Source organism: Saccharopolyspora sp. ID03-671 (assembly GCF_045278815.1).
GTDB classification, from domain to species: domain Bacteria; phylum Actinomycetota; class Actinomycetes; order Mycobacteriales; family Pseudonocardiaceae; genus Saccharopolyspora; species Saccharopolyspora ipomoeae.
The window spans coordinates 4552710-4576597 of the sequence record NZ_CP134054.1 but is presented as its reverse complement, the minus strand read 5'-3'; the positions used below and the strand labels follow the sequence as shown (position 1 = coordinate 4576597).

Below are 23888 nucleotides of genomic sequence, written 5' to 3'. Positions count from 1 at the left end.
TCACCGTTAGCCTTCATCAGGAAGTCGGGCAACATCACTCCTGAAGGTGTAACGCTCGCCCCCGCAGCCCCCGAGGAGGAATCGCGTGGACGACCGGCCGAGGCGGCCCGGGAGCCCTGATGGGCGGCCCGGCCGAGGTGTTCCGCCCCGTGGGTCGGGTGGCGGATCGGCTCGTCCCGGCGCAGCCGCCGGACGGCCGCAGGGCGCCCGCCGCACCGGTGCTGCCAGCGCCGCGAAGGCCGGTGCCGCCGGTGCCGTGAAGAGCGCTCCCGCAGCTGCTCAGAGTAAGGCCGCAGCGCGGAAATCCGCTCGAACCGGTGAAGACATATCGCCTGACGATGTGTGGAGCCGAGGCGGTTTCTGGCAGCGCAAGGCCACCCGCAACGGAGCCCGCACGCTCACCGCCCTGCTGTCGGTGATCGTCCTGTGCGTGACCGGGTTCGCCTGGGCCATGTTCCGCCCGGGCGCGGGCGGCACCGGCACCGCCGACGTCATCGGCGGCGGCTTCTCCGCCCCCGACGGCGCCACCGACATCCTGCTGATCGGCAACGACAGCCGCACCGACGCCCAGGGCAACCCGCTGCCCAAGCAGCTCCTGCAGGAGCTGCGCACCACCCAGGAGGGCGGCGACCTCACCGACGCGGTGATCCTGGTGCGCATCCCCAACGACGGCAAGAGCGCCAGCGCGATGTCCTTCCCCCGGGACACGATGGTCGACAGCGGCTTCGGCGACGGCAAGCACAAGCTCACCGAGACCATGAACCGCGGCAAGGACGCCGAGCGCGCAAAGCTCCAGGAAGACGGGGTCACCGACCCCAAGGAGCTCGACGAGAAGTCGCGGCTGGCCGGCAAGCAGGCGCTGCTGGAGACCATCGAAAAGCTCACCGGCGTCAGCATCGACCACTACGCCGAGGTGAACCTGCTCGGCTTCTACGAGATCACCAAGGCCGTCGGCGGCGTCGAGGTCTGCCTCAACGAGGCCACCAAGGACAGCTACTCGGGCGCCGACTTCGCCAAGGGCGTGCAGACGATCGAGGGCGCCGACGCGCTCGCCTTCGTGCGGCAGCGGCACGGCCTGCTCAACGAGCTCTCCCGCGGCAAGCGCCAGCAGGTGTTCATGTCGGCGCTGGCCCGCCGCATCCTGTCCTCCGGCACGCTGGCCAACCCGGCCAAGCTCAGCGACCTGATCGACGCGATCAACAAGTCGGTCACCCTCGACCCGGCGCTGGCCAACGACATCCTCGGCTTCGCCGAGCAGATGCAGGGCGTCGCCGGCGGCAACGTGCAGTTCTACAGCGCCCCGGTGCACCTGGTCGGCGAGTCCGGCCAGGAGGACGTCACGCTCAACATCGCCGAGAGCAAGCAGTTCGCGGCCGACCTGCTGCTGCCGCCGCAGCAGCGCGCCCAGAAGCTGGCGACGCTGAAGTCCCCCACCAAGATCAGCACCAGCGTCTACAACGCCTCCGGCATCAGCGGCCTGGCCGCCAACGTGCTGGAGGAGCTGACCAGCCAGGGCTTCCAGGAGGGCAGCAGCGCCAACTCCGAGACCCGCAGCTCCTCGGTCGTCTACTACGCCAACGGCGAGGAGGACGCGGGCAAGATGGTCGCCGAGTCGCTCGGCGGTGGTATCGCCACGGAGGTCAGCCCCAACCTCAGCGCGGGCAGCGTCGAGGTCTACATCGGCAAGGACTACAAGGGCCCCGGCAAGCAGAACTTCACCGGCGCCCCCACCCTCCGCCTCGACGGCCTGAACAAGGCCGCCCCGCTGCGCACCCAGGCGGACACGGGCAACGACCCGATCACCGCCGACGGCGTGCCCTGCATCGACTGACGAGCTGGGGAACCTTCCTGTCACCGCGGTGGCAGGAAGGTTCCCCTGCTCTCCGGTGACACATCGATTCCCCTCGCCTGGTGGCAGGAAGGCTCCCTTCCTCTCGGGTGACAGGAAGGTTCCCTCGCGCACGTCGGGCGGGGGACGTTCTCTCCGCGATTCCTTTCCGGACGCCGGGCAACCAGTTCGGCTCCGAGGCGTCTTACAGGGCAGAGGCGGGAGGAACGCTCCCGCGACGCACAACCCTGGGGGAAGGACTCACTCATGTCGAAGCGACTTCGGACCATCGGCGCCGCCACCGCTCTGCTCGGCGGCACCCTGCTGATCACCGGGTGCGGCGGGGCCGCGGCGACCCAGGCCGTCACCGCGCACGGCGCCTCGGCGTCCGACGTCTCGGCCTCGAACTGCTCGGCCACCGACTTCGAGATCAAGCTGCAGGCGCAGCCCGACCCGAGCCAGTACCTGCTGACCATGACCAACACCTCGGACGAGGCCTGCGAGCTCGGCGGCTGGGTGAACCTGACGCCCACCAACATGGCCGACGAGCCGATCGAGGAGGTGCCCAGCAGCAACGTCGAGAAGCCCGGCGGGCCCGCCGACATCACCCTGGAGCCGGGCCGGACCGCCTTCGCCGGCGTGCACGCCGACCTGGGCGACAAGGGCGACCCGAACACCTACGTGACCAGCGGTTTCGTCGCCACTCCGGCGGACATGAGCGGGTCGGTCAACGCGCCGGTCAACGGCCTGAACAACGAGCCGGTCACCGAGATCCCGCTCAAGGGGCTCCAGGTCGGCACCCTGCAGCCGTCGGCGCAGGGCGTGCTGTTCTGACCTGATGCTTCCCGCGGCGCCCGCACCGGACTCCCGGGGCGGGCGCCGTCGTGTCACGAGTGGGAGAAAGGTTCCCCTCCTCGCCCCACGGAGATCATCTCCGGCGGTTACTGTGAAGCCCGGCGCACAACTCGGGGGAGGCGTTGGTGGACGAACCGGACCAGGAGCAGCAGCTCCCCGACCCGGACGACACCCGCGGCGCACCCGTCCGACGCCGGTCCGCTGCGCGGATCGCCGGGCGCAGCGCGATCGCGCTCGCCTCGGTCGTCGTGCTGGGCCTGAGCGCCGTCGGCTGGTTCGTCACCGATCGGCTCAGCGAGGTCAGCTCCGCGAAGGTGCTGACCGAAGTGCCCCAAGCCCCGCCGCCGGACGACGGGGCCACCGACGTGCTGCTGGTGGGCAGCGACAGCCGCACCGACGCGCAGGGCAACCCGCTGCCGCTGCGGGTGCTCAAGCGGCTGCGCACCGAGGCCACCGGCGGGCTCAACACCGACAGCCTGGTGCTCATCCGCGTCCCGCACAGCGGCGCGCCGCCGACCGCCGTGTCCATCCCGCGCGACACCTACACCGAGACGCCGTCCGGCCGCCCCGACAAGATCAACTCGGTGTACGGGCTGACCAAGCGGGCCACCTCCGACGAGCTGGCGGGCGAGAACCTGCCCGCCTCCGAGGTGGAGCACCGCGCGAAGGTCGCCGGGCAGCGGGCGCTGGTGCAGACCGTGCAGACGCTGACCGGGATGCGCGTCGACCACTACGCCGAGATCAACCTGCTCGGGTTCTACGAGCTCACCGACGCCGTCGGCGGTGTCGAGGTGTGCTTGAACAACGCGACCAGCGACAAGGACTCCGGCGCCGACTTCAGCGCCGGCAGGCAGACCGTCACCGGCGGCGACGCGCTGTCGTTCGTCCGCCAGCGGCACGGGCTGCCGCGCGGCGACCTGGACCGCATCGTGCGCCAGCAGGTGTTCATGGCGGGCCTGGCCAACAAGGTCCTGTCGACCGGCACGCTCACCGATCCGGCGATGGTCAACGACCTGGTCGCCGCCACCCAGCGCACCGTGGAGCTCGACGAGGCCTGGGACGCACTGGGTTTCGTGCAGCAGATGCAGCAGATCGCCGCGGGCAGGGTCAGCTTCGTGACGATGCCGGTGCTCAGCGCCGGAGCGCGCGACGAGCGCGGCCAGAGCATCGTGTCCGTCGACCGGGACGCGGTGCAGCGGTTCTTCACCGGTCTGGCGGCCAGTCCCCCGGGCATGGCGCCGAAACCCGCGCTGCGCCTCGACGGCAGCGCCCAGCGCCAACCCATCACCTCCGACAGCGACGTCCCCTGCGTGAACTAGGTCCAGGAGTGGCGCCCGGTTCCAGAGGGCCGCTGAGGTTCCGCCACCCGCACCCCGAAGCGCAGTGATAATTCAACAGCTCCTAGCCTGCCGGGCATGAGCATCACCCAGTCCCTCCTCGGACCGCTGCTGGCATCCGGCGCGCCCAAGCCGCTGATCACGCACTACGACGACACCACGGGTGCGCGCATCGAGCTGTCCCGCGCCACCACCGCCAACTGGGCGGCCAAGACGGCGAACTGGCTGGTGGACGAGGTCGACCTGGAGCCGGGGATGCCGGTGCTCGTGTCGCTGCCCGCGCACTGGCAGACCGTCGGCGTGCTGCTGGGCGCCTGGTGGGCGGGGGCGCACGTGACCGATCGGGCCGAGGGCGCGGAGGTCGCGTTCGTCCCGGCGTCCGACCTGGCGCGCGGCGAGGGCGCGCACACCGTGGCCGCGGTCGGCCTGGACCCGCTGGGGGCACCGGTGCGCGACCTGCCGCCCGGTGTCGCGGACTACGTCTCGGAGATCCGGGTGCACGGCGACGACTTCAGCCCGATCTCACCGGTGGCCGGGGACGCGCCCGCGCTGCTGGAGATGTCGGTGGACGAGGTCGTCGAGCGGGCGCGGCGGCGCGCGGGCGAGCTGGGCGTCGGCCGCGACGACCGGGTGCTGTCCGCTCTGGACTGGACGCTGCCGGACGGCGTCGTGGACGGGCTGCTGTCGGTGCTCGCCGCGGAGGCGGCCCTGGTGCACTGCACCAACCCGGACGCCTCCCGCCTCGACAAACGGCGTGCCGACGAGCGCACGACGGTCGAGCTCGGGCTCTGAGAGGACCCTCACAAACCGCCCCTACCGCCAACCTACCGGCGGGTAACCTCGGTGCATGCGTGATGCCGAGTCGCTGTTCCGCGTGGAGGACGGGTTCCTCGTGCCCAACGAGGCGTCGGGGAACCCGTGGGGCGAGCTGACCGGCGGCGGACCGGTCGCGGGCCTGATCGCCCGCGCCATCGAAGCCGCCAACGACGACCCGGACCTGTTCGTCGCCCGGCTCACCGTGGACCTGATGCGCCCGGTCCCGCGCGCACCGCTGTCGATCGAGGTGCGCCCGCTGCGCACCGGCAAGCGGCTGCAGGTGGTGCGGGCGACGCTCACCCAGGACGGGACGCTCTGCACCAACGCCACCGCTCACCTGCTGCGACGCTCCGACCTCGACGGGCCCGAACCCGACACGTCGGTGCCGTTCACGGGGCCCGAGGGCATCGAGGACCGCACCCTGCTGCCGCCGGAACTCGGCTTGCGCTGGGGAGTGCACGACGTGATGCGGGTCCGCTGGATCGACGACCAGTCGGCCACCGGCACCAGCCGCGCGTGGATGAGCATGCCGCTGCCGCTGCTCCCGGACGAGCCCCTCAGCCCCCTGTCGCACGTCGCGATCCTCGCCGACGCCATCAGCGCCGCCAGCCCGGTCGGCCCCCTCTTCGGCCCGTGGATCAACACCGACGTCTCGATCCACCTCCACCGCGAGATGCGGGGCGAGTGGCTGGGTTTCGAGATGCGGCGAGACGTCCAGCGCACCGGGATCGGCACGGCCCACGCCCGCCTCTACGACACCCGAGGCCCCATCGGCACGGCCCAGGAAACAGTGATGGTCAACCAACTCGGCTGACCCGCGCGGTCATCTCCACGCGATTTCAACGGAAGTCCGAACCACGATTTCCATTGAAATCGCGTCCCCGACTTCCATTGAAATCGTGTTCCGACCGCGCGGACGGATTTCCCTGCTGTGGCCGACAAGTTCAGGGCAGGGGTGGAGAGGGGTTGCGGGTCAGGCTTCGGTGGCCTTGTGCTGGAGGGCTTCGTGCTTGTCGTGGACCATCTTCTCGAGGTCTGCCTGGAAGTCCGCCATCTGAGAGCGGAGGCGGGCGCCGAGGTCGCCGGAGTCGGCGGCGAGGGTGCGGACCGCGAGGAGGCCCGCGTTGCGGGCTCCGCCGACCGAGACCGCGGCGACCGGGACCCCTGCCGGCATCTGGACGATGGAGAGCAGCGAGTCCATGCCGTCGAGGTGCTTCAGCGGCACCGGGACGCCGATGACCGGCAGTACCGTCGCCGAAGCGACCATGCCCGGCAGGTGGGCGGCGCCGCCCGCCCCGGCGATGATCACGCGGATGCCGCGGTCGGCGGCCTCGCGGGCGTAGTCCAGCATGCGCTGCGGAGTGCGGTGCGCGGAGTAGACGCCGACCTCGTACGGAACCCCGAACTCGGTGAGGGCGTCACCGGCGGCGCGCATCACCGGCCAGTCGGAGTCGCTGCCCATGATCACACCGACGAGCGGCTGCTCAGTCACGCGGAGAACCTCCCGGAGAAGTCGGAACCTACTGGAAGTCAGTGAATCTCGTGGCCGTCGAGCCACTCGCCCGCCGACAGCCAGTGCGCGGCCAGCCGGGCCTGCTCGCGGACCTCGGCCATGTCGTCGCCGAGAACCGTGATGTGCCCCAGCTTCCGGCCCGGGCGCTCGCTCTTGCCGTACAGGTGGACCTTGGCGTGCGGGTAGCGGGCGAACAGGTGGTGCAGCCGCTCGTCGACGCTCATCGCCGGTTCGGTCTCGGCGCCCAGCAGGTTCGCCATGACCACCGCGGGCGCGGTCTGCTCGGTGCTGCCCAGCGGGTAGTCCAGCACCGAGCGCAGGTGCTGCTCGAACTGGGAGGTGCGGGAGCCCTCGATGGTCCAGTGCCCGGAGTTGTGCGGGCGCATCGCCAGCTCGTTGATCACCAGACCGTCCTCGGTCTCGAACAGCTCGACCGCCAGAACGCCCGTCGCGCCCAGCGATTCGGCGACGTTGAGCGCGATGTCCTGGGCCCGCTCGATGAGCTCCGGCGACGCGTCCGGGGCCGGGGCGAGCACCTGCACGCAGATGCCGTCCTCCTGCACCGTCTCCACCAGCGGCCACACCGCGCCCTGCCCGAACGGCGAGCGCGCGACCAGCGCGGCCAGCTCGCGGCGCAGCGGAACGCGCTGCTCGGCCAGCAGCGGAGCACCACCGTCGAGGAGCTCGGTGACGACGCGCTCGGCGTCGGCGGCGTCGTCGAGCATCCACACGCCGCGGCCGTCGTAGCCGCCGCGCGCGGTCTTGAGCACGCACGGGAAGCCGTGCTCGGCGCCGAAGGCCAGCACGTCGTCGACGGAGGTGATCTCGGCGAACGGCGGCACCGGCAGACCCAGCTCGGCGAGCTTGCGGCGCATCACCAGCTTGTCCTGGGCGTGCAGCAGGGCGTCCGGGCGCGGCTGCACCGACACCCCGGCGGCCTCCAGGGCGCGCAGGTGGTCGCCGGGCACGTGCTCGTGGTCGAAGGTGACCACGTCGCAGCCCTCCGCGAACTTCTTCAGCGCGTCCAGGTCGGTGTGGTGGCCGAGCTCGACGTTCGAGGCCACCAGCGCGGCGGACTCGTCGGCGGAGTTCGCCAGCACCTTCAACGACTGGCCGAGCGGGATGGCCGCCTGATGGGTCATCCGGGCGAGCTGGCCACCGCCGATCATGCCGACGACTGGGGTTCCGGTGCGCTGGTCCACGCGCTCAGCCTAAGGTGACGCACCCCTCGCACCGGCACCGGGACGGGTCAACGCGACCTGGTTCACAGGCGGTCACAGCGACGCCAGCATCCGGCACACCTCGGCGTGGTCACCGGGCAGCGCCTCCTCCTGGAGCCGGATCTGGCCGCAGTCGCGCAGCGCCGGGTCGGCGGCGAGGCGGTGCTCGATCATCCAGCGCGCCTGCACGCACCGGCTCCGCAGCTCGGGCGTGCGGGGCGCGAGGACCGCGGCGGTGGCAGAGCGCACCAGCGCCGTAGTCTCGCCTGCGTCGAAGACGGTGCGCAGCGCGTCGGCGATGAGCACCATCGCCACCAGCCGCGGGTAGCCGGCCGTGGACACCCCCAGCATCACGGTGATCAGCGCGTAGTCGTCGTCGGGCGCGGCCCCGCGCGAGTGCGCCTCGCGGTAGACCTCGTGCAGCCGGGTGCGCAGGTAGCCGACGGTGTTCAGGCCGGTCAGCGGGTCCTCGACCTCGCGGCCGACGGCCATGCCGCTGACCGCGTCCGCCCAGCCCAATGCCGTGGTGCGGAGCATCGACGAGGGCACCGCGTCCGGGTCGGCCGAGACCAGCCCGTCGGAGTTCTCGCCGGACACCGCGTGCAGCGCGGCCAGGTCCTGCAGCGTGCCGGACAGGCCGACACCGGCTTCGGCGCGCGAGGCGCCGAGATCGGCGAGCGGGGTGCTCAGGTCTTCCCCGGCCACGACGGCCGCGCACACCGCGTCCACGGCCGGCACCTCCCAGTCACTGGGAAACGGCCATCCCGCTGCTAGGCTCGCCGTTCGCCAGCGCACGCGCATCGCTCGCTGCAGCGTCCGCGCTGTCGACGCGTCACACCTCAGTGGCCAGTCCGGCATGCTCAACGTCCCTCCCCGATGGGCCTACTCGTGAGCGAGACGAAGCAAGCGGTCGCCCATGACGGTGGAGTCGCTGGCTTTGGTCATACGATTCGGATCACAATATTCGTCGAATTCCACATCCGGTGGTTTTCGCCGACCAGAGCTCCCAGGTAGGACTGACAAGGACATGCCCCCTCTGGGGAGGAAGGTGCGGCGTGGTAGCTGTCCCGGCAGAAGTCCAGGGCCCCAGCGACGGTGAACTGCTGGAGGAAGTGCGCGGCGGTTCGTCGGAGGCGTACGCCCAGCTCTACGAACGTCACGTGGCCGCGGCCTACAACATGGCCCGCCAGGTCGCCAAGTCCGCGGCCGAGGCCGACGACCTCGTGTCCGAGGCGTTCGCCAAGGTCCTCGACACGCTGCGCGAGGGCCGCGGCCCGACTTCGGCGTTCCGCGCCTACCTGCTCACGGCCCTGCGGCACACCGCCTACGACCGGACGCGCCGCGAGAAGAAGGTGCAGCTGGCCGACGACGTCGCCGAGGTCTCGGGTGCCGACGTCAGCGTGCCGTTCAACGACACAGCCGTCGCCGGGTTGGAGCGCACGCTCGCCGCGCAGGCGTTCTCGCGGTTGCCGGAGCGCTGGCAGACGGTGCTCTGGCACATCGAGATCGAGGGGCAGACGCCCGCCGACGTCGCGCCGCTGCTGGGGCTGACGCCCAACGGCGTGTCCGCGCTGGCCTACCGGGCGCGCGAAGGACTCCGCCAGGCGTACCTGCAGGTCCACCTGGGACAGCTGGAGGCGTCCGGGTCCGGTGTGGAGCAGTGCCGGGCGGCCGTGGACCGGCTGGGCGCGTGGACCCGAGGCGGACTGTCCAAGCGGGAGACCGCGCAGGTCGAGACTCACCTGGACACCTGCGACCGGTGCCGGGCGCTGGCCGCCGAGCTCGCCGACGTCAACGGTGCGCTGCGCGTCATCATCGCGCCGCTGGTCCTGGGCGTCACCGCCACCGGCTACCTGGCGGCCGCGTCGTCGGGGACCGCCGCCGGTGCCGTCGTCGCGGGCAGCGCCGCCGGAGGTGCCGGTGCCGCCGGTGCCGCCGGGGACGCGGCCGGCTCCGGTCCCCGCCAAGCGGTGACCGCGGGCGTGGCCACGGCCGTGCTGGCCGCGGCGATCGCGGTGGCCATGACGGGGGCCGACCAGTCCATCCCGGTCGCCCAGGCGCCCGCACCGCCACCGGCCGCGCCTCCCGCACCGGCACCGCCGCCCGCTCCCCCGGCCGCACCCGCACCCGCGCCGCCGGCGGCGCCCGCACCGGCACCGCCGCCCGCAGCTCCGGCTCCGGCGCCCGCACCCGCACCCGCCCCGGCTCCCGCCGCACCGCCGCCCGCGGTGGCCCCGTCGCTCAACGCCGCCGGGCCGTCGCAGCCGTTGCAGCTGGTCGCCGGGGGTGCGCCGGTGTCGGTGCCGATCCGGGTGACCAACAGCGGCACCGGTCCGTCGGTGCCGCTCACCTCGACGATGGCGCTGCCTCCGGGCGTCACCGCGCAGCTGCCGGGCGCCGCGTCCGCGCCCGCCGCGACCACCCCGCAGTCGGCGTCGACCCCGGCGAGCACCTCGCCCGCGTCGGCGTCGCCGAGGTCGCTGCGCACGCAGGCCCCCGGGACCCCGGCGATCTCCTGCAGCGGCCAGACCGGCACCGTCACCTGCACCACCGACCGGGGCCTGAACCCCGGCGAGTCGCTGGTGTTCGACTACCTGGTGCGGGCCGACGAGTCGGCGACCGGCGGCGAGATCACCGTGAACATCAAGGCCGGTGGCCAGGTCGACCTGCGGCTGCCCGCCGTTCCGGTGATCGTGGAGCCCGCGCCGGAACCCGAACCGCCCGAGCCGCCGAAGCCGGTCGACGACATCGACCTCCACGCCTGGTCCTGGGACCAGCCGTGGATGGACGTCAGCCGGATCGCGGTCGGGGTGCGCAACACCGGCACCAGCACCGGTCGCGCCGCGGCCGTGGCCACGCTGCCGGAGGGCGTCGAGGCCGACTTCGTGCCGAACGGCTGCAGCGCCGTCGGCAACACCGTGACCTGCACCGATGACGACCTCCGCCCGCAGGAGGGCTTCTACCGGGAGCTGTGGGTCTCGCGCGAGCACGATCACCCGGGCTGGCCGTGGTGGCCGGTGCAGGACCCGGACGCGGTGACCGTCGACGGCCGCCGCCAGCACGACGTGTGGGTGCCGATCACCGCGAAGCTCGGCGAGGCGACCGATCAGCAGTCCGTCCCGCTGCGGCTGTGGCTCCCGTGGTGGCCGCCGAAGCCCCCGGAGCCGACGCCTCCGACGACCCCGCCGACGACCACGAGCACGACGACGTCGACGACGACCAGCACCCGGCCCGACTGCCCGCCGTGGTGGCCGCCGGGCCACACCGGCGAGCCCCCGTGGCCGCCCGGCGAGCATCCCGGCCACGGTCACGGCAACGGTCACGACCGCCCGTGGGACCACTGCGGCCCGCCGTCGCACGAGCGGCCGCTGCCCCCGCCGCAGCCGTCGCCGACGACGCCCCCGCCGGCGCCCACGACGACCCCGCCGCAGACGACCACGACGACGCCGAGCCCGACCCCCAGCTCCACCCCGAGCTCGACGCCGCCCCCGTCGTCGTCCACCCCGCCGTCGTCCACCACGACCACGCCGCCGACGTCGTCGACCACCACGAGCTCCGGCTCCTGACCCGATCCGTCCGAGCCGTCGAGAACCCCGGTTTTCGCGCGACGAGAACCGGGGTTCTCGACGGCCGGAGGCGGAGAAGTGAGGCGTGCTACTCCGGTGCCGGGGTGAGAGGTCGGGACCACTCCGTAGACTCGGGGGTGTGTCCGTTGCAGATTCGGTGCTCGCGCGGGTCCCGCAGGCGTACCGAGCGCTCGCTGTGCGGCACCGGGAGCTGCTCAAGTTCGGTGTCGTCGGGGCGATCACCTTCTTCATCGACACGGGCATCTTCTACGCGCTCAAGCTGACGATCCTCTCGCCGAAGCCCGTGACCTCGAAGGTCATCGCGGTGCTGGTGGCGACGCTGGTGTCCTACGTGCTCAACCGGGACTGGTCGTTCCGCACGCGCGGCGGTCGCCGCAGGCATCACGAGGCGACGCTGTACTTCATCATCAGCGGCATCGGCGTGGGCCTGTACTCGGCGCCGCTGTGGGTGTCGCGCTACGTGCTGCACCTGCAGACGCCGTTCACCAGCAGGCTCGTCGAGGAGCTCGCCGACTTCACCTCCGGCCAGGTCGTCGGCCTGCTGCTGGGGATGGCGTTCCGCTGGTGGGCGTTCCGCAAGTGGGTCTTCCCCACCGATCACGAGGACGAGGACCAGCGGGAACGCGTCCTGGCGCGCTGAACGGCCAGGATCTCGTGCCCTCAGCGCGGGGTGGGTTCGGGTTTCCAGGGCAGGCCGAGGACGTCGTCGGCGCGGGCGACGCGCAGGAACACCTCGAACATCGCCGGGCGGGCCTGGCTGAGCTCCAGCCGCCCGCCGTCGGCCTCCACCAGCGCCCTGGCCAGCGCCAGCCCGACGCCCGTGGAGCCGTGGCCGGAGAAGCCGCGCTCGAAGACGTGCGGCACCAGCGCGTCCGGCACCCCGGATCCGGAGTCGGAGACCTCGATGAGCACCGTGCCGCCGCCGTGCCGGGCGGTGAGCGAGACGGGGCCCTCGCCGTGCCTCAGCGCGTTGTCCAGCAGCACCCCGATCGCCTCCCGCAGCCGGGCCGGGGTGGCGCGGGCCAGCAGCTCGTCGGCGACCTTGAACCGCAGGGCGCGGCCCTGGGCGCGCAGCGGTTCCCGCCACTCGTCGGCGACCTGGGTGAGCAGGCTGGTGACGTCGAGGGGTTCGGCGTCGCGGGCGCGGGCGGCGGTCGCCGCGGCCAGCAGGTCGTCGAGGACCGCGGAGAGCCGTTCGGCCTGCTCCAGCGCGGCCCGCGCCTCCTCGGCGACGTCGGCGTCCTCGACGGCGGCCAGCGCCTCCAGCCGCAGGTGCAGGGCGGTCAGGCGGCTGCGGAGCTGGTGCGAGACGTCGCCGACGAGTTCGCGTTCCCGCTGCACCAGCTGCGACAGCGCCGCGCCTGAGGCGTCCAGCGCGTCGGCGACCCGGTCCAGCTCGGGAACCTCGTGCCGCTGCGGGTCGGGGCGGAAGTCACCGGCGCCGAGCCGGGCGGCGCGGGAGGCGACGTGGCGGAGCGGGTCGGCGAGCCGCCGCGCCGTCACCGAGGCCACGATCATGCCGGTGCCCGCCGAGAGCACCACCAGCATCAGCACCAGGCCCGCGACCTGGAGCTGCTGGGTGCGCACCGGGGCGCTGGGCGCGGCGATGGTCACCGAGCCGCTCTGCACCATCGGCACCATCTGCACCAGCGGGGCCTCGCCCGGGTCGGGGCCGTAGACGTAGTCGTGGGACTGGGTGCGCACGACCAGCCGGGCGCCGCGCGGCACGGCCAGCCGCACCGCGTTGAGGTCGATCGGCCGCTGGTTGGCGACCTGCTCGTCGAGCAGCGTCGCGATCTGCTGGGCGCGGGTCGACAGGTCCGCGCCGGTGAGGTCCTGGACGAGCTTGAGCGCGGTGAAACCCAGCGGCAGCCCCAGCACGACGGTGGTGACGGCCACTGCGAGCAGCGTGGCCTGCAGAATCCGGCGGCGCATCCGCGACTAGTCCGAGTTGAAGCGGAACCCGACGCCGCGGACGGTCGCGATGCGGGTCTCGTCGAGTCGTCCGTTGCTGTCGCTGAGCTTCCGGCGCAGCCACGAGATGTGCATGTCGAGGGTCTTGCTGCCCTTGCGGTCGGACTCGGGCCAGACCTCCTCCAGGATCTCCTCGCGGGTCACGACCTGGCCCGCGTGCTGCATGAGCACCCGCAGCAGCTCGTACTCCTTGTTGGCCAGCTGCACCTCGTGCTCGTCGACGAGGACGCGCCGCGCGGTGAGGTCCAGGCGCACGCCCGAGTGCTCCAGGGTTTCCGGTGCGCCGCGGCGCAGCAGCGCGCGGATGCGGGCCATGAGCTCGGCGAGCCGGAACGGTTTGGCCACGTAGTCGTCGGCACCGGCGTCGAGACCCACCACGAAGTCGACCTCGTCGGTGCGCGCGGTGAGCATCAGCACCGGGAGTCCGCGGCCTTGCGCGCGCAGCCTGCGGCACACCTCCAGCCCGTCCATGTCGGGCAGTCCGAGGTCGAGGACCAGCAGGTCGACGCCGCCTTCGGCGGCGGTGCGCAGCGTCGAGGGACCGTCCTCGATGACCTTCACCGTGTACCCCTCGCGCTGCAGCGCCCGGGACAGCGGCACAGCGATGGCCGGGTCGTCTTCTGCCAGCAACACCACGCTCACGTGCCCCAGACTAGTTGGCCCGCAAGATCTCGTCCGCCGCGTGGGCCGTTGGGCGCGGTGACCGCCGGTGCTGCTAGCGCCCGAGCCGCTGCCGCCCTGGGCGGGCCCGCCGAGCGCGAGGCGTTAGGGTTTCCGGTCGTGACCAGCGATCTCGACCTCGCCCTGCAGCTGGCCGACGTGGCCGACTCCATCACCACGGCGCGGTTCCGCGCCCGCGATCTCGGCGTCGACCGCAAACCCGACCGCACGCCGGTGACCGACGCGGACCTGGCGGTGGAGGACGCGGTGCGCGAGGTGCTCGCCGAGCACCGCCCCGGTGACGTCGTGGCCGGTGAGGAGCGCGGCGGCACGGCCGGGGACGGTCGCGCGTGGGTGCTCGACCCGATCGACGGCACCAAGAACTTCCTGCGCGGTGTCCCGGCCTGGGCGACGTTGATCGCGCTCGTCGACCGGCAGCGCCCGGTAATGGGCGTGATCAGCGCCCCGGCGCTCGGCAAGCGCTGGTGGGCGGCCTCCGGCGAGGGCGCGTGGTGCCGGACCGGGCAGGGCGAGCCGGAGCGGATCTCGGTGTCCGGGGTGCGCGACACCGCCGACGCCTACGTCTCGACGACGCACCTGGGCACGTGGGTGGAGCACCACTCGCGGGAGTCCTACCTGCGGTTGATCGACGCGTGCTGGGAGAACCGCGCGTTCGGCGACTTCTGGCACCACTGCCTGGTCGCCGAGGGCGCCATCGACATCGCCGCCGAGCCGATCGTCAACCCGTGGGACGTGGCCGCGGCCCAGGTCCTCGTCGAGGAGGCCGGCGGCCGGTTCACCGACCTCTCCGGCGAAGCCCGCTACGACAACGGCAGCGCCCTGTCCACCAACGGCCACCTGCACGACGAGGCGCTGCGCCTGCTTCAGCGCTGAGGACTGTCGCCCTGGTCGCTTCGCGTGGCGGTGCGGGTGGCGGGACCTGAGCGGCTCCGCCGCACCCTGAACCCGTTTCTAATCGGCCTGCCTGGTCAGGAGCTTGGCGTAGCCGACTCCGGCGGTGAGCAGGATGAGGCCCGCGCAGAGGAAGGCGATGACGCGGGCGAAGCCGTCGAGGGTGCCGAGGTCGAACAGCAGCAGCTTCGCCAGCGACACGGCCGTGAGCACCATGCCGCCGATGCGCAGGTGCCGGGCGCGGACTCCGCGCAGCAGCAGGGCGATCGCGAACACCACCCAGCACAGGGTGATCAGGATGTGCCCGGTCAGGAACGCGCCGCGCGAGTCGCTGACCAGCAGGCAGGCGGCCATCGTGGCGCTGGCGGTGCCGTAGAGCAGCGCGATCGCGGCCGAGGCCCACAGCGGCAGCGAGCTCGGGAGGCTGCCGATCGCGCCGAGGCGCACGCCCGCGGTGGGCAGCGCGACCGCGACGACGCCGATCAGCAGGCCCGCGACCAGCCCGGCCACCCCGGCCGGCTCGTCGAAGACCACCAGCGCCGAGATCGGCACCTCGTTGCCCAGGGCCAGGAAGAACCCGAACACCGCGTAGCAGGCGGCGCCGAGCAGGATTCCGCCGCGCCGCAGCAGGTGTCCGGCGGCGGTCAGCAGCAGCGCCTCGCAGAGCAGACCGGTGGCCCAGCTGGAGACGTCCAGGGCGGTGATCGTGGCCTGGCCGGTGGCGATCACGGCCATCGCGCCGACGGCGGCGAGGAAGCGGCTCGGCAGCCAGTCGGCGAACGCGGGCAGGTAGCGGCCGACGGCCCAGATCGCGGCCAGCAGCAGCGCCATGCCGGCACCGGTCGCGGTCGCCTCGGCGCGCTCCAGCAGCATCGGTCCGGCCAGGAACGCGGGGGTGGGCGCGGCGACGAGCAGGCCGATCGCGGTGCGCTCGGCGGCGGGCCGGAACCCGGCGGTGACGGCGGCGACGACCACGCCGAGCACGGCCGCGGCGAGGATCGCGGGCACCAGCACCGGGTTCGGGTAGGCCAGGCCCCAGAACGCTCCGGCGAACGCGGCCAGCACGGTCGGGACGCCCGCGGCGAGCGCGAGTCCGCCCCAGCCGCGGCGCACCTGCACCGGCGAGGCGGCGACCTGCAGCAGCACCACGAAACCGATCAGCAGCGCGTCGGCCTCACCGGTGATCATCGGCGCGCAGATCGCGGAGGCCAGCACCACGCCGATGGCCAGCGGCTGCGCCTGCCAGCGGTCGGCGAGCAGCAGCCCGCCGACGGCGACGAGCAGTCCGACACCGAGCCCGGCCGGGACGGGGAGGAATTCGTAGAGCGCGGTCGCGGCGACGACGTCGAGGAACAGCGCGGCGAAACCCGTGGTCGCCAGCGCGATCGAGGCGATCCGCTGCTCGGCGGCGGCCCGGTGCACCCACCAGCCCGCCGCGATCAGCAGCCCGGCCAGCACGGCTCCCCCGCCGACGCGCGCGGCGGGCCCGAGCCAGTCCTGCTGCACGGCCAGGACCAGCAGGAACACCACGCCGAGCAGGGTCACGCCGCCACCGACCCAGGCCAGCACCCGGCTCGGTTCGAGATCGGCCCGGAACCGCCGCCGAGGCTCGGCCACGGCCGGAGACGGGTACGACGGCACGGAGCCGGGCTCAGCACCAGCTGTCGACGACGCAGCGGCCTGCTGCGGCTCGGCCTGCTGGGGCTCGGGCTGCTGGGGATCGGGCGCAGCGGTCGGCGGAACCGCCGCCGGAGGCCGGTTCGCGGCCTCGCTCTGCAACACGCTGCCCAGGTACGACAAGCGCTGCCCGATCGCGGCCAGCTCACCGGCGACCAGCTGAAGAGCGTCCCCCTGCTGCGGATGCGACATGCGGACATGCTCCACGCCACTCGCCCGCACGGCATCGGTAGCACTACTCAGATCCCACCCCTACGTCGAGAACCCCGGTTCTCGACGCGCGAACCCAGCGGTTTTCGACGCGGGACCGGTCACTTGGGGAGGGGGGTTCCTTGGGGTGGGGTGGCGGTGACGTCCACCGGGCCCACCACGCCTCGGAGGGCCTGGGTCCAGGTGAGTCGGCCGAAGAGGTAGAAGCAGGCGACCTGCTCGTTGCTGAAGCTCGCCCAGTCGTAGCGGTTGCCCTGCTCGCGCCAGAAGACCTCCCAGGCCGGGCCCGCGTCGGTCTCCACCCGGATCAGGCACCACGAGTCGTCGGCCTCGGCGCCGACGGAGACGAGCTCCTCCGGGACTCCCATCGCGATCAGCCAGCCGAGTACCGATTCGCCGTTCACCGCGTGCTCTCCTGTGGTGTTTCGTCCGGGGGTTCGTCGGTGGTGCCGGTGAGCACCAGGCGCAGCGTGGAGGCCTCCGACAGTTCGCGGGACCTGGTCAGCTCCACCAGGTAGCCGAGGCCGACGAGGTCGACGGCCGAGTAGGTGGCGCGGTAGCGGACACCGCCGCCGGGCTGCTCGAACCACGGCGCGGCCACCGACCGCCACACCGGCAGCGGCCGCATCAGCCGGTAGCGCCGGTAGTCCCGCTCGGCGTGGGCGGGTGGCAGCGAGCGGTGCGCGAAAGGCGTGGCCACCGCGCAGAACAGCCGCCCGTCGCCGGTGCCGAGGAGGTCGAGCACGGTATCGGGTTCGAGCACCACGGGCTCGCCGGGTTCGAAGCCGCCCTCCGGGTGCTCCTGCGGCCAGCGGTCACCGCCGCCGTAGCGGCGTTCCCAGTCGAGTTCGCTGAGCTCGCCGAGCGGGTCGTGCCCGGTGAGCAGCTCGGCGGGGATCTCGGCGCGCTCGGCGCGTTCGGCCCGGGCCCGGCGCGCGTCGTCGTAGACGGCGGTGGACCGGGCGCGGCGCAGCGCGTCGGTGTCGTCGACGAGGCCGGAGCGGGGGTGGTCCTGCGGCGGGAAGTTCAGGCCGTCGCGGGTGTCCTCGGGGTCGCGGGTGGGCAGCTGGCGGCTGGCCTGGTCGGCGGCCACCGGCATGTAGCCGATCGGGAACTGGTGCAGCACGAACGCCACCACGTCGGCGTTGCGGGGGCCGTGGCGCAGCGGCCGCTGCTGCGGTTCCGGCGCCGGCTGGGCCTGCGGCGGCAGCGGCCGCAGCGCCCCGCGCTGCACGTTCTGGGCGGGCTGGTTCGACACCGGTTGGTTCGAGGCGGGCTGGTGGTGCGCGGGCCGGTTCTGGCCCTGCGGCGGCGCGGGCGGTGCGGCCTGCCCGTAGACGACCGGACCGCGGCCGGGCTGCGGCGGCCGCGCCGGGGCGGGTCCCTGCGGCGGCTGCGGCCCCTGCGGCGGCTGCCCGGGTGCGACGGCGTATCCGCCGTGCTGCTGGTGCTGCTGCGGAGGTGGCGGCGGGGTGAAACCCGCTGGTGGCGGCGGTGGTTGCTGCCCGGGCTGCTGCCCGGCCCAGGCGGTGTGCGAGGTCTGCGGTGCGGTGCTGGGTGCCGGGTCCGGGCCGCCGATCACCGGGATCGGCCCGGTTCCGGCCTCGGCGAGCCGAGGTTCCCAACCCGGCGCGGCCGGGGCCGCGGGACCGCCGAACCCGCCTTCCGGGACCTCTTCGCGCAGCGTCTCCTGCGCTCCCCCGACTGCGTCCACTCCACGTTCCGCTTCCTCGACCGGACCACCGACATCACCGGGCACCGATTCGTCCACTATGGACTCAGCGGCCCCGGTTCCGGGGTCCAGCCTATGGCCTGCGCTGGAGCTCGCGTCCGCCAGAGCATCGGAGGGCTCGGCGTCCAGCGCGGCGGAGAGGTCCTCGTGCACCTTCGCGGCACCGGCCGCAGCGCCGCTGAGCGCGGTGTCGAGCGCGGCCAGCGCCTGCGGGTGCCCGGCGGCGGCCGCCTGCTCGGCGGCGTCGGTCTGCTTGGCCAGCGAGACGAGTTCGCGCACCAGCTCGACCTTGGCGGTGCCGACGTGCTCGGCGGCCCGCTCCAGGCGGTCGGCGTTGTCCAGGCACTTCCGCGAGGTCGACGGCAGGAGTCCGTCGTCGGCCGCGAGGGCGTCCCACTCGCGGCTCGCGGCCTGCGCGGCGTCGCCGTCGAAGGAGCGCAGCGCGCCCTGCGCGGTGGTGTCGGCGTCGCGGGCGAGCGCGTCCAGGGAGCGCGCGGCCTCGCGCCAGGAGGTGGCGGCCTCGCGCATCCGGTCCTCGTCGGCGGCGGGCCAGCGGACGCCGGCGCGGTCGGCGACGTCGCGGAGCTCGGCGGGCAGTTCGAGTCCCACGCTCATCCCTCCCCGGCGATGCGGCGCAGCGCGTCGGCCTGGTCGGCGTCGGTGCGGCGCGTGGTGTCGGCGGTGGCGGCGAACTTCTCGCCGAGGTCGCGGAGCTTGCCGGGCAGCTCGTCAGCGGCGGCCAGGGCGGCGTCGGCCTGCGGCCGGTGGGCGGCGTCGAAGCGCTGCCCGAACTCGTCGTCGCCCCAGCAGGCATCGGTGTCGCCCACGGCACGCCGGAGGGCGTCGGCGATGCTGCGCGCTCGTCCGGCGAGGTCCTCGAACTCGCCGGCGCGCTGCGCCAGCCGTTCGACGTCGCTGCGGAAACCACCCATCGTCACGTCCGTCCCCGCTGCAACCAGCTGGTGTCCGAGAAGTCCTCGTCGTCGCACGCGTCCCCGCTCGAGACATCGCTTCGGCGGGGCGTTTCGTTGCGCGGCAACGGTTCCGGCGGAGGGCCGAGCAGCAGCTCGGGATCGGTTCCGGCGGGCAGGACGTCGGCGAGCACGGCGGCGGTGCGCTGGGCGGCGGTGCGGGCGGCTTCGGCGCTGAGCCGGACGACGGTGGCGGCGAGCTCGGCGGGGCGCATCCGCTGGGCGACGTCGTCGGCGAGGACGAGTTCGCGCAGCGCGCCCTGCGGGCCGACGACGACCCGCACCCGGCCGTCGTCGCTGGCGGCGGTGGCGGTCACGGCGGCGAGGTCGCGGCGGGTGTCGTCCAGGTTCTCGCGGCTGCGCCGGTAGTCGGCGAGCAGCTCCTCGGCACGGGCCCTGTGGTCGGTCGGCACCGCTTCACCTCCCTGACGCCGGTGGTCGAGGTGTTCGATGGTTCCACGGCAGAGCCCGCTTTTCACCAACCTGCCGCGCATCCGTCGCGGAAACCGCCGGTCGCCGGAGCCCCCTGTGAGGACCCTCTCACCGCAGGGCAGGCCCGGTACCTGCGAGGATGACGGCATGGCCACCATCGCGTACGAGGACCTGACGCCGGGGCGGGTGTTCGATCTGGGCAAGACCGAGATCGACCGCGAGGAGATGCTGGCGTTCAACGCCCGCTTCGACCCGCAGCCGTTCCACCTCGACGAGGAGGCCGGCCGCAACTCGGTGCTGGGCGGACTGTGCGCGTCCGGTTGGTTCACCGCGTCGTTGTGGATGCGCGCCTACGTCGATCACGTGCTGGGCGATTCGACCTCGCAGGGATCGCCGGGCGGCAACGAGCTGACGTGGCTCGCGCCGGTGTTCCCGGGCGACGTGCTGCACTTCGGCATGGAGGTGACCGGCCAGCGCCGCTCCCGCAGCAAACCCGACCTCGGCCTGGTGGAGATCACCGGCACCGCCGACCGCGACGGTGACCGGATCCTCCGCTTCAGCTTCGTCGGAATGTTCGGAACGCGCGAGCAGGACTAAGGGCTGTCCGTGAATGCGGCGGAGCCGCATCTCTTCCACCACCCGCACCGCCACGCAGGTCGATCACAGCAACAGTTCTCAACCCATCGCCTTCACTACGGCGGAAGGGCTTGGGCGGCCTAGCTTTTCGGCCATCCAGCGGCTGGTTTCGACCAGGGCGCCCAGGTCGACGCCGTGCTCGATGCCGAGACCTTCGAGCATCCAGACCAGGTCCTCGGTGGCGAGGTTGCCGGTCGCGGACTTGGCGTAGGGGCAGCCGCCGAGCCCGCCCGCCGAGGAGTCCACGGTGGACACCCCGTGGCGGAGCGCGGTGCAGGTGTTGGCCAGCGCCTGGCCGTAGGTGTCGTGGAAGTGCACGGCCAGCTTGTCGACGCCGACACCGGCCGCGACGAACGCGCGCAGCAGGGCCTCCACGTGACCGGGCGTGGCCACGCCGATCGTGTCGCCGAGGGAGAGCTGGAAGCAGCCCATCTCCAGCAGCCGCTTGCCCGCGGCCACGACCTGCTCGACCGGGACCGCCCCCTCCCACGGGTCGCCGAAGCACATCGACAGGTAGCCGCGCACGGCGATGTCCTCGCCGACCGCGCGGGAGACGACGGGCTCGAACATGCCGAACTGGCCGTCCAGATCGCTGTTGAGGTTGCGCTGCGCGAAGGTCTCGGTCGCCGAGGCGAAGATCGCGATGTCGCGCACCTTCGACTCCAGCGCGCGGTCCAGGCCGCGCGCGTTGGGCACCAGCACGGGGTAGCGGGCGCCGGGAGCCTGGTCGAGCTCGGCGAGCAGCTCGGTGGCGTCGGCCAGCTGCGGAACCCACTTCGGGTGCACGAAGCTGGTCGCCTCCAGGACCACGAGCCCGGCGTCGGCCAGTCGCCGCAGGAACTCCAGCTTCACCTCGAGCGGGACGATCTCCTTCTCGTTCTGCAGGCCGTCGCGGGCGCCGACCTCCCAGATCGTCACCTCGGCCGGCAGCGACGCCGGTTCCGGCGAGGCGACCTTCATCGGCAAGCCCAGTTCACTCGTCGAGCCCAATTCACGGGATCCCATTCAGCCCTCCTGCGGCCGGTGTTGCGCACCATCTCCCACCTCGCGGTAGAGCAGCGTCTGCACCTGCTCCACCTGGGGGATGTCGTCGAATTCCAGCGGTTCGTCCGAGGCCGACTCGACCACCAGGGTGCCGCAGCCGAACACGCGGTCCACCATGCCGCGGCGGAAGCGCACCGAGCTGATCCGCCACATCGGGATGTCGATCCCGGAGCGGGTGAACACGCCCTCGCGAACCATCAGCCGGTGCGTGGTGATCACGAAGTGGGTGGTCCGCCAGCGGGCGAGCGGGGCGAGGGTGAACCAGACGATCAGCAGCAGACCCACGACGCCGAGCGCGATCCAGACCGGCAGCCGCCAGTCCGTCGTCGCCACCAGCGCGGCCAGGTAGGACGCGCCTCCGACCACCGCGAACAGCACCAGCACCGGGCCGAGCAGCATCTTCCAGTGCGGGTGCTTGTGCACCACGACGTCCTCGTCGTCGCCGAGCAGGCCGTCCGGGTAGGCCACGGTTCCCCTTCCTCGTTGCGGGTCTGCGAATTCACGTTACCGGCCCGCGCGGGGTGCGGAGAACGTTCAGCTCCGGCGCACGTGCACCACGTCGCCGGCCGAGACCGCCGTGGTCCGGCCGGTGTCGGCGCGGACGACGAGCCTGCCGCTGTCGTCGACGTCCACGGCCTCGCCGATCAGGTCCTCATCACCGCCGAGCTCCACCCGGACGCGCTGGCCGAGGGTCCGGCAGCGCTCGCGGTAGCGGTCGAGCAGGCCGGTGGTGACGACGTCGCCGCCCGCGTCCCGCCAGCGGCCCTCGACCTCGGCGAGCGCGTCGAGCAGAGCGAGGGTGAACTCGTCGCGATCCACCTCGGCGCCCTCGGCGGCCAGGGAGGTGGCGGGCAGGCCGCCCGCGCCGGTGGGCAGCTGGTCGCGCCGCTGCGCGAGGTTGACGCCCATGCCCAGCACGATCGCGATCCCGTCGGGTCCGGCGACGGCCTCGGAGAGGATGCCCGCGCCCTTGTGCCACTCCGCCCCGGAGCCCAGCAGCAGGTCGTTGGGCCACTTCAGACCGGCCGGGACACCGGTGGTGCGCTCGACGGTCTCGGCGAGGGCGACGCCGGCGATCAGCGGCATCCACGCCACCGCCGACGGCGGGACGCCGGGGCGCAGCAGCACGCTCACGAACAGCCCGGAGCCGCGCGGCGAGATCCACTGCCGCTGCAGCCTGCCGCGTCCGGCGCTCTGCTCCTCGGCGATGAGCACCGTCCGGTCGGCCGCGCCCTTGGCCGCGGCCTCGGCCAGGTCTGAGTTGGTGGAGCCGGTCACGGCCACCACGTCCAGCGCCGCGTACGGGCCGTCGTCGACCAGCCGACGCCTCAGCGCATCACCGTCAAGCAGAACCTCATCGCTCACGCGCTCAGCCTAGGCGCCGGGCTCATCGGCTCGGGCTCTAGCATCGAGCCCGTGCGTTTCGTGCTCGCTTCCGCCTCGCCCGCCCGCCTGTCCGTGCTCCGGTCGGCGGGGATCGACCCGCTGGTGCAGGTGTCGGGAGTGGACGAGGACGCGGTGACCGCGTCGCTGACCGACCCCGCGCCCGCCGAGCTGGTCACCGCCCTGGCCCGGGCCAAGGCCGAGGCGGTCGCCGCGGAGATCTCCGGGTCCGACGCGGTGGTCGTCGGGTGCGACTCGATGCTGCTCAAGGCCGACGGGGAGATCGTCGGCAAGCCGGGCACGCCCGAGGTCGCCGCGAAGCGCTGGGCGCAGAACGCCGGCACCGAGGCCGAGCTGCTGACCGGGCACGCGATCCTGCGGCTCCGCGACGGCGAGATCACCGGCCGCGCCTCGGGCCACCTGGGCACGACGGTCCGGTTCGGGACGCCGAGCGAGGCGGAGATCGAGGCGTACGTCGCCACCGGGGAGCCGCTGCACGTCGCGGGCGGTTTCACCCTGGAGGGGTTCGGGGGCTGGTTCATCGAGGGCGTCGACGGCGACCCGTCCAGCGTCCTCGGCATCAGCCTCTCCCTCACCCGCAAGCTCCTCGCGGACCTCGACCTCTCCATCACCAGCTTCTGGACACCGCCGAGCGCTTGACCCGTTGGGTTCGCCGCGTCACCAGTGGACGGTTTTAGCCATAATCACCCATGATCAATGTCCGTTTTGCCCGGACAATTATGGCTAAAACTGTCCGCGGGTGACCACCGACGACGCGCACGGCGGCGTTCCGCTCGCGCGTTCAGCCCCGCGCGGCGCCGACTTCGGGGTGAACGTGGGCACATTTGCTCCCTGATCGGGACTTAATCGCTCGATCGAGTGGTTATCTACTAGCGCTATGGGTGCCCTGCGACCGTGGATGCTGACCTCCCGCCTGCACGTCGATCTTCGACGGCAGGCCAGCTGCGTCTGTCGCTGACCTCCTCCGGCCGGAGCTGACGACCCCGCCGCTCATCCCGGGGCGGCTCCGCCGATCACCCGCGGCCACCCGCCGCTCCCCCGGCGCGCCTCCGCGCCCTCCGCATCAACCCTTCACGACTT

At 72.8% G+C, this 23888-nt stretch carries 24 protein-coding genes; 11 read left to right on the top strand and 13 right to left on the bottom strand.

Annotated elements, in window-relative coordinates:
- The first annotated feature begins 340 nt into the window (after positions 1-340).
- From REH65_RS21205 to REH65_RS21185, 5 genes are all read left to right on the top strand, one after another.
- Positions 341-1831: an LCP family protein gene (locus tag REH65_RS21205; protein ID WP_406688796.1), complete on the top strand. Its 1491-nt coding sequence runs from the start codon at positions 341-343 to the stop codon at positions 1829-1831.
- A gap of 264 nt (positions 1832-2095) precedes the next feature.
- Positions 2096-2662: a DUF4232 domain-containing protein gene (locus REH65_RS21200; RefSeq protein ID WP_281458406.1), complete on the top strand. Its 567-nt coding sequence runs from the start codon at positions 2096-2098 to the stop codon at positions 2660-2662.
- Between the two features lie 146 nt (positions 2663-2808).
- Positions 2809-4002: an LCP family protein gene (locus REH65_RS21195; protein ID WP_406688795.1), complete on the top strand. Its 1194-nt coding sequence runs from the start codon at positions 2809-2811 to the stop codon at positions 4000-4002.
- Between the two features lie 96 nt (positions 4003-4098).
- Positions 4099-4812 (top strand): TIGR03089 family protein, encoded by a 714-nt coding sequence (locus REH65_RS21190; RefSeq protein WP_406688794.1) that lies wholly within the window; start codon positions 4099-4101, stop codon positions 4810-4812.
- A 55-nt stretch (positions 4813-4867) separates the two neighbouring features.
- Positions 4868-5650, top strand: coding sequence for a thioesterase family protein (locus REH65_RS21185; protein ID WP_406688793.1), 783 nt, complete (start codon positions 4868-4870; stop codon positions 5648-5650).
- 159 nt (positions 5651-5809) lie between these two features.
- Here the strand turns inward: REH65_RS21185 and purE are convergent, their stop codons facing one another.
- The 3 genes from purE to REH65_RS21170 all read right to left on the bottom strand — a co-directional run bounded on the left by purE (position 5810) and on the right by REH65_RS21170 (position 8298).
- On the bottom strand, positions 5810-6298 hold the full coding sequence (purE, locus tag REH65_RS21180) for a 5-(carboxyamino)imidazole ribonucleotide mutase (protein WP_281458458.1): 489 nt from the start codon (positions 6296-6298) through the stop codon (positions 5810-5812).
- Positions 6299-6366: 68 nt separating this feature from the next.
- On the bottom strand, positions 6367-7551 hold the full coding sequence (locus REH65_RS21175; protein WP_406688792.1) for a 5-(carboxyamino)imidazole ribonucleotide synthase: 1185 nt from the start codon (positions 7549-7551) through the stop codon (positions 6367-6369).
- Between the two features lie 72 nt (positions 7552-7623).
- On the bottom strand, positions 7624-8298 hold the full coding sequence (locus REH65_RS21170) for a hypothetical protein (protein ID WP_406688791.1): 675 nt from the start codon (positions 8296-8298) through the stop codon (positions 7624-7626).
- A gap of 326 nt (positions 8299-8624) precedes the next feature.
- Here REH65_RS21170 and REH65_RS21165 point away from each other — a divergent pair, with 326 nt between their 5' ends.
- On the top strand, positions 8625-11135 hold the full coding sequence (locus REH65_RS21165) for a sigma-70 family RNA polymerase sigma factor (RefSeq protein ID WP_406688790.1): 2511 nt from the start codon (positions 8625-8627) through the stop codon (positions 11133-11135).
- A 139-nt stretch (positions 11136-11274) separates the two neighbouring features.
- Complete coding sequence (locus REH65_RS21160) at positions 11275-11796, top strand: GtrA family protein (protein WP_281458413.1); 522 nt, start codon at positions 11275-11277, stop codon at positions 11794-11796.
- A 20-nt stretch (positions 11797-11816) separates the two neighbouring features.
- Here REH65_RS21160 and REH65_RS21155 read toward each other — a convergent pair whose 3' ends face one another.
- Positions 11817-13091, bottom strand: coding sequence for an ATP-binding protein (locus tag REH65_RS21155; protein ID WP_406688789.1), 1275 nt, complete (start codon positions 13089-13091; stop codon positions 11817-11819).
- Between the two features lie 6 nt (positions 13092-13097).
- Entirely contained in the window at positions 13098-13772 is a 675-nt protein-coding gene (locus REH65_RS21150; protein ID WP_406688788.1) for a response regulator transcription factor, read from the bottom strand.
- A 138-nt stretch (positions 13773-13910) separates the two neighbouring features.
- On the opposite strand from REH65_RS21150, the gene hisN reads away from it, so the two are divergent.
- Positions 13911-14684 (top strand): histidinol-phosphatase, encoded by a 774-nt coding sequence (hisN, locus tag REH65_RS21145; RefSeq protein ID WP_406688787.1) that lies wholly within the window; start codon positions 13911-13913, stop codon positions 14682-14684.
- 78 nt (positions 14685-14762) lie between these two features.
- On the opposite strand, the gene REH65_RS21140 is transcribed toward hisN, so the two are convergent.
- The 5 genes from REH65_RS21140 to REH65_RS21120 form a co-directional block, all read right to left on the bottom strand.
- A complete protein-coding gene (locus REH65_RS21140; RefSeq protein WP_406688786.1) occupies positions 14763-16571 on the bottom strand; it encodes a DUF2339 domain-containing protein in 1809 nt (602 codons plus the stop codon).
- A gap of 119 nt (positions 16572-16690) precedes the next feature.
- Positions 16691-16993 carry a hypothetical protein gene (locus REH65_RS21135; RefSeq protein ID WP_281458418.1) on the bottom strand — a complete coding sequence of 101 codons (303 nt, stop codon included), beginning with the start codon at positions 16991-16993 and terminating at the stop codon, positions 16691-16693.
- Positions 16990-18936, bottom strand: coding sequence for a TNT domain-containing protein (locus REH65_RS21130; RefSeq protein ID WP_406688785.1), 1947 nt, complete (start codon positions 18934-18936; stop codon positions 16990-16992). Before REH65_RS21130 ends, REH65_RS21135 begins: the two co-directional genes overlap by 4 nt.
- Positions 18933-19253, bottom strand: coding sequence for a WXG100 family type VII secretion target (locus REH65_RS21125; RefSeq protein ID WP_406693207.1), 321 nt, complete (start codon positions 19251-19253; stop codon positions 18933-18935). The genes REH65_RS21130 and REH65_RS21125 overlap by 4 nt, the downstream gene beginning before the upstream one ends.
- A 2-nt stretch (positions 19254-19255) precedes the next feature.
- Positions 19256-19705 carry a YbaB/EbfC family nucleoid-associated protein gene (locus REH65_RS21120; RefSeq protein ID WP_406688784.1) on the bottom strand — a complete coding sequence of 150 codons (450 nt, stop codon included), beginning with the start codon at positions 19703-19705 and terminating at the stop codon, positions 19256-19258.
- A 166-nt stretch (positions 19706-19871) separates the two neighbouring features.
- Here REH65_RS21120 and REH65_RS21115 point away from each other — a divergent pair, with 166 nt between their 5' ends.
- Complete coding sequence (locus tag REH65_RS21115) at positions 19872-20321, top strand: MaoC family dehydratase (protein ID WP_406688783.1); 450 nt, start codon at positions 19872-19874, stop codon at positions 20319-20321.
- Positions 20322-20399: 78 nt separating this feature from the next.
- On the opposite strand, the gene REH65_RS21110 is transcribed toward REH65_RS21115, so the two are convergent.
- The 3 genes from REH65_RS21110 to REH65_RS21100 form a co-directional block, all read right to left on the bottom strand.
- Positions 20400-21365: a hydroxymethylglutaryl-CoA lyase gene (locus tag REH65_RS21110; RefSeq protein ID WP_406688782.1), complete on the bottom strand. Its 966-nt coding sequence runs from the start codon at positions 21363-21365 to the stop codon at positions 20400-20402.
- The gene (locus tag REH65_RS21105; protein ID WP_406688781.1) at positions 21366-21872 is read right to left on the bottom strand and encodes a PH domain-containing protein; all 507 of its coding nucleotides are present in this window, start codon (positions 21870-21872) and stop codon (positions 21366-21368) included.
- 66 nt (positions 21873-21938) lie between these two features.
- Complete coding sequence (locus tag REH65_RS21100; protein ID WP_406688780.1) at positions 21939-22769, bottom strand: biotin--[acetyl-CoA-carboxylase] ligase; 831 nt, start codon at positions 22767-22769, stop codon at positions 21939-21941.
- Between the two features lie 51 nt (positions 22770-22820).
- Between REH65_RS21100 and REH65_RS21095 the strand changes: the two genes are divergently transcribed.
- The gene (locus REH65_RS21095; protein ID WP_406688779.1) at positions 22821-23447 is read left to right on the top strand and encodes a nucleoside triphosphate pyrophosphatase; all 627 of its coding nucleotides are present in this window, start codon (positions 22821-22823) and stop codon (positions 23445-23447) included.
- Positions 23448-23685: 238 nt separating this feature from the next.
- Positions 23686-23766 (top strand): putative leader peptide, encoded by an 81-nt coding sequence (locus REH65_RS21090; protein ID WP_406693206.1) that lies wholly within the window; start codon positions 23686-23688, stop codon positions 23764-23766.
- The last annotated feature ends 122 nt before the right edge of the window (positions 23767-23888 follow it).

What these genes read in the sequence shown, in the direction of transcription:
- REH65_RS21110 (WP_406688782.1), bottom strand. Translation starts at nt 21,365, where the DNA reads ATGGGATCCCGTGAATTGGGCTCGACGAGTGAACTGGGCTTGCCGATG.
- REH65_RS21190 (WP_406688794.1), top strand. Translation starts at nt 4,099, where the DNA reads ATGAGCATCACCCAGTCCCTCCTCGGACCGCTGCTGGCATCCGGCGCG.
- REH65_RS21140 (WP_406688786.1), bottom strand. Translation starts at nt 16,571, where the DNA reads ATGTCGCATCCGCAGCAGGGGGACGCTCTTCAGCTGGTCGCCGGTGAG.
- REH65_RS21125 (WP_406693207.1), bottom strand. Translation starts at nt 19,253, where the DNA reads ATGGGTGGTTTCCGCAGCGACGTCGAACGGCTGGCGCAGCGCGCCGGC.
- REH65_RS21130 (WP_406688785.1), bottom strand. Translation starts at nt 18,936, where the DNA reads ATGAGCGTGGGACTCGAACTGCCCGCCGAGCTCCGCGACGTCGCCGAC.
- REH65_RS21090 (WP_406693206.1), top strand. Translation starts at nt 23,686, where the DNA reads ATGGGTGCCCTGCGACCGTGGATGCTGACCTCCCGCCTGCACGTCGAT.
- REH65_RS21200 (WP_281458406.1), top strand. Translation starts at nt 2,096, where the DNA reads ATGTCGAAGCGACTTCGGACCATCGGCGCCGCCACCGCTCTGCTCGGC.
- REH65_RS21155 (WP_406688789.1), bottom strand. Translation starts at nt 13,091, where the DNA reads ATGCGCCGCCGGATTCTGCAGGCCACGCTGCTCGCAGTGGCCGTCACC.
- purE (WP_281458458.1), bottom strand. Translation starts at nt 6,298, where the DNA reads ATGGGCAGCGACTCCGACTGGCCGGTGATGCGCGCCGCCGGTGACGCC.
- REH65_RS21185 (WP_406688793.1), top strand. Translation starts at nt 4,868, where the DNA reads ATGCGTGATGCCGAGTCGCTGTTCCGCGTGGAGGACGGGTTCCTCGTG.
- REH65_RS21115 (WP_406688783.1), top strand. Translation starts at nt 19,872, where the DNA reads ATGGCCACCATCGCGTACGAGGACCTGACGCCGGGGCGGGTGTTCGAT.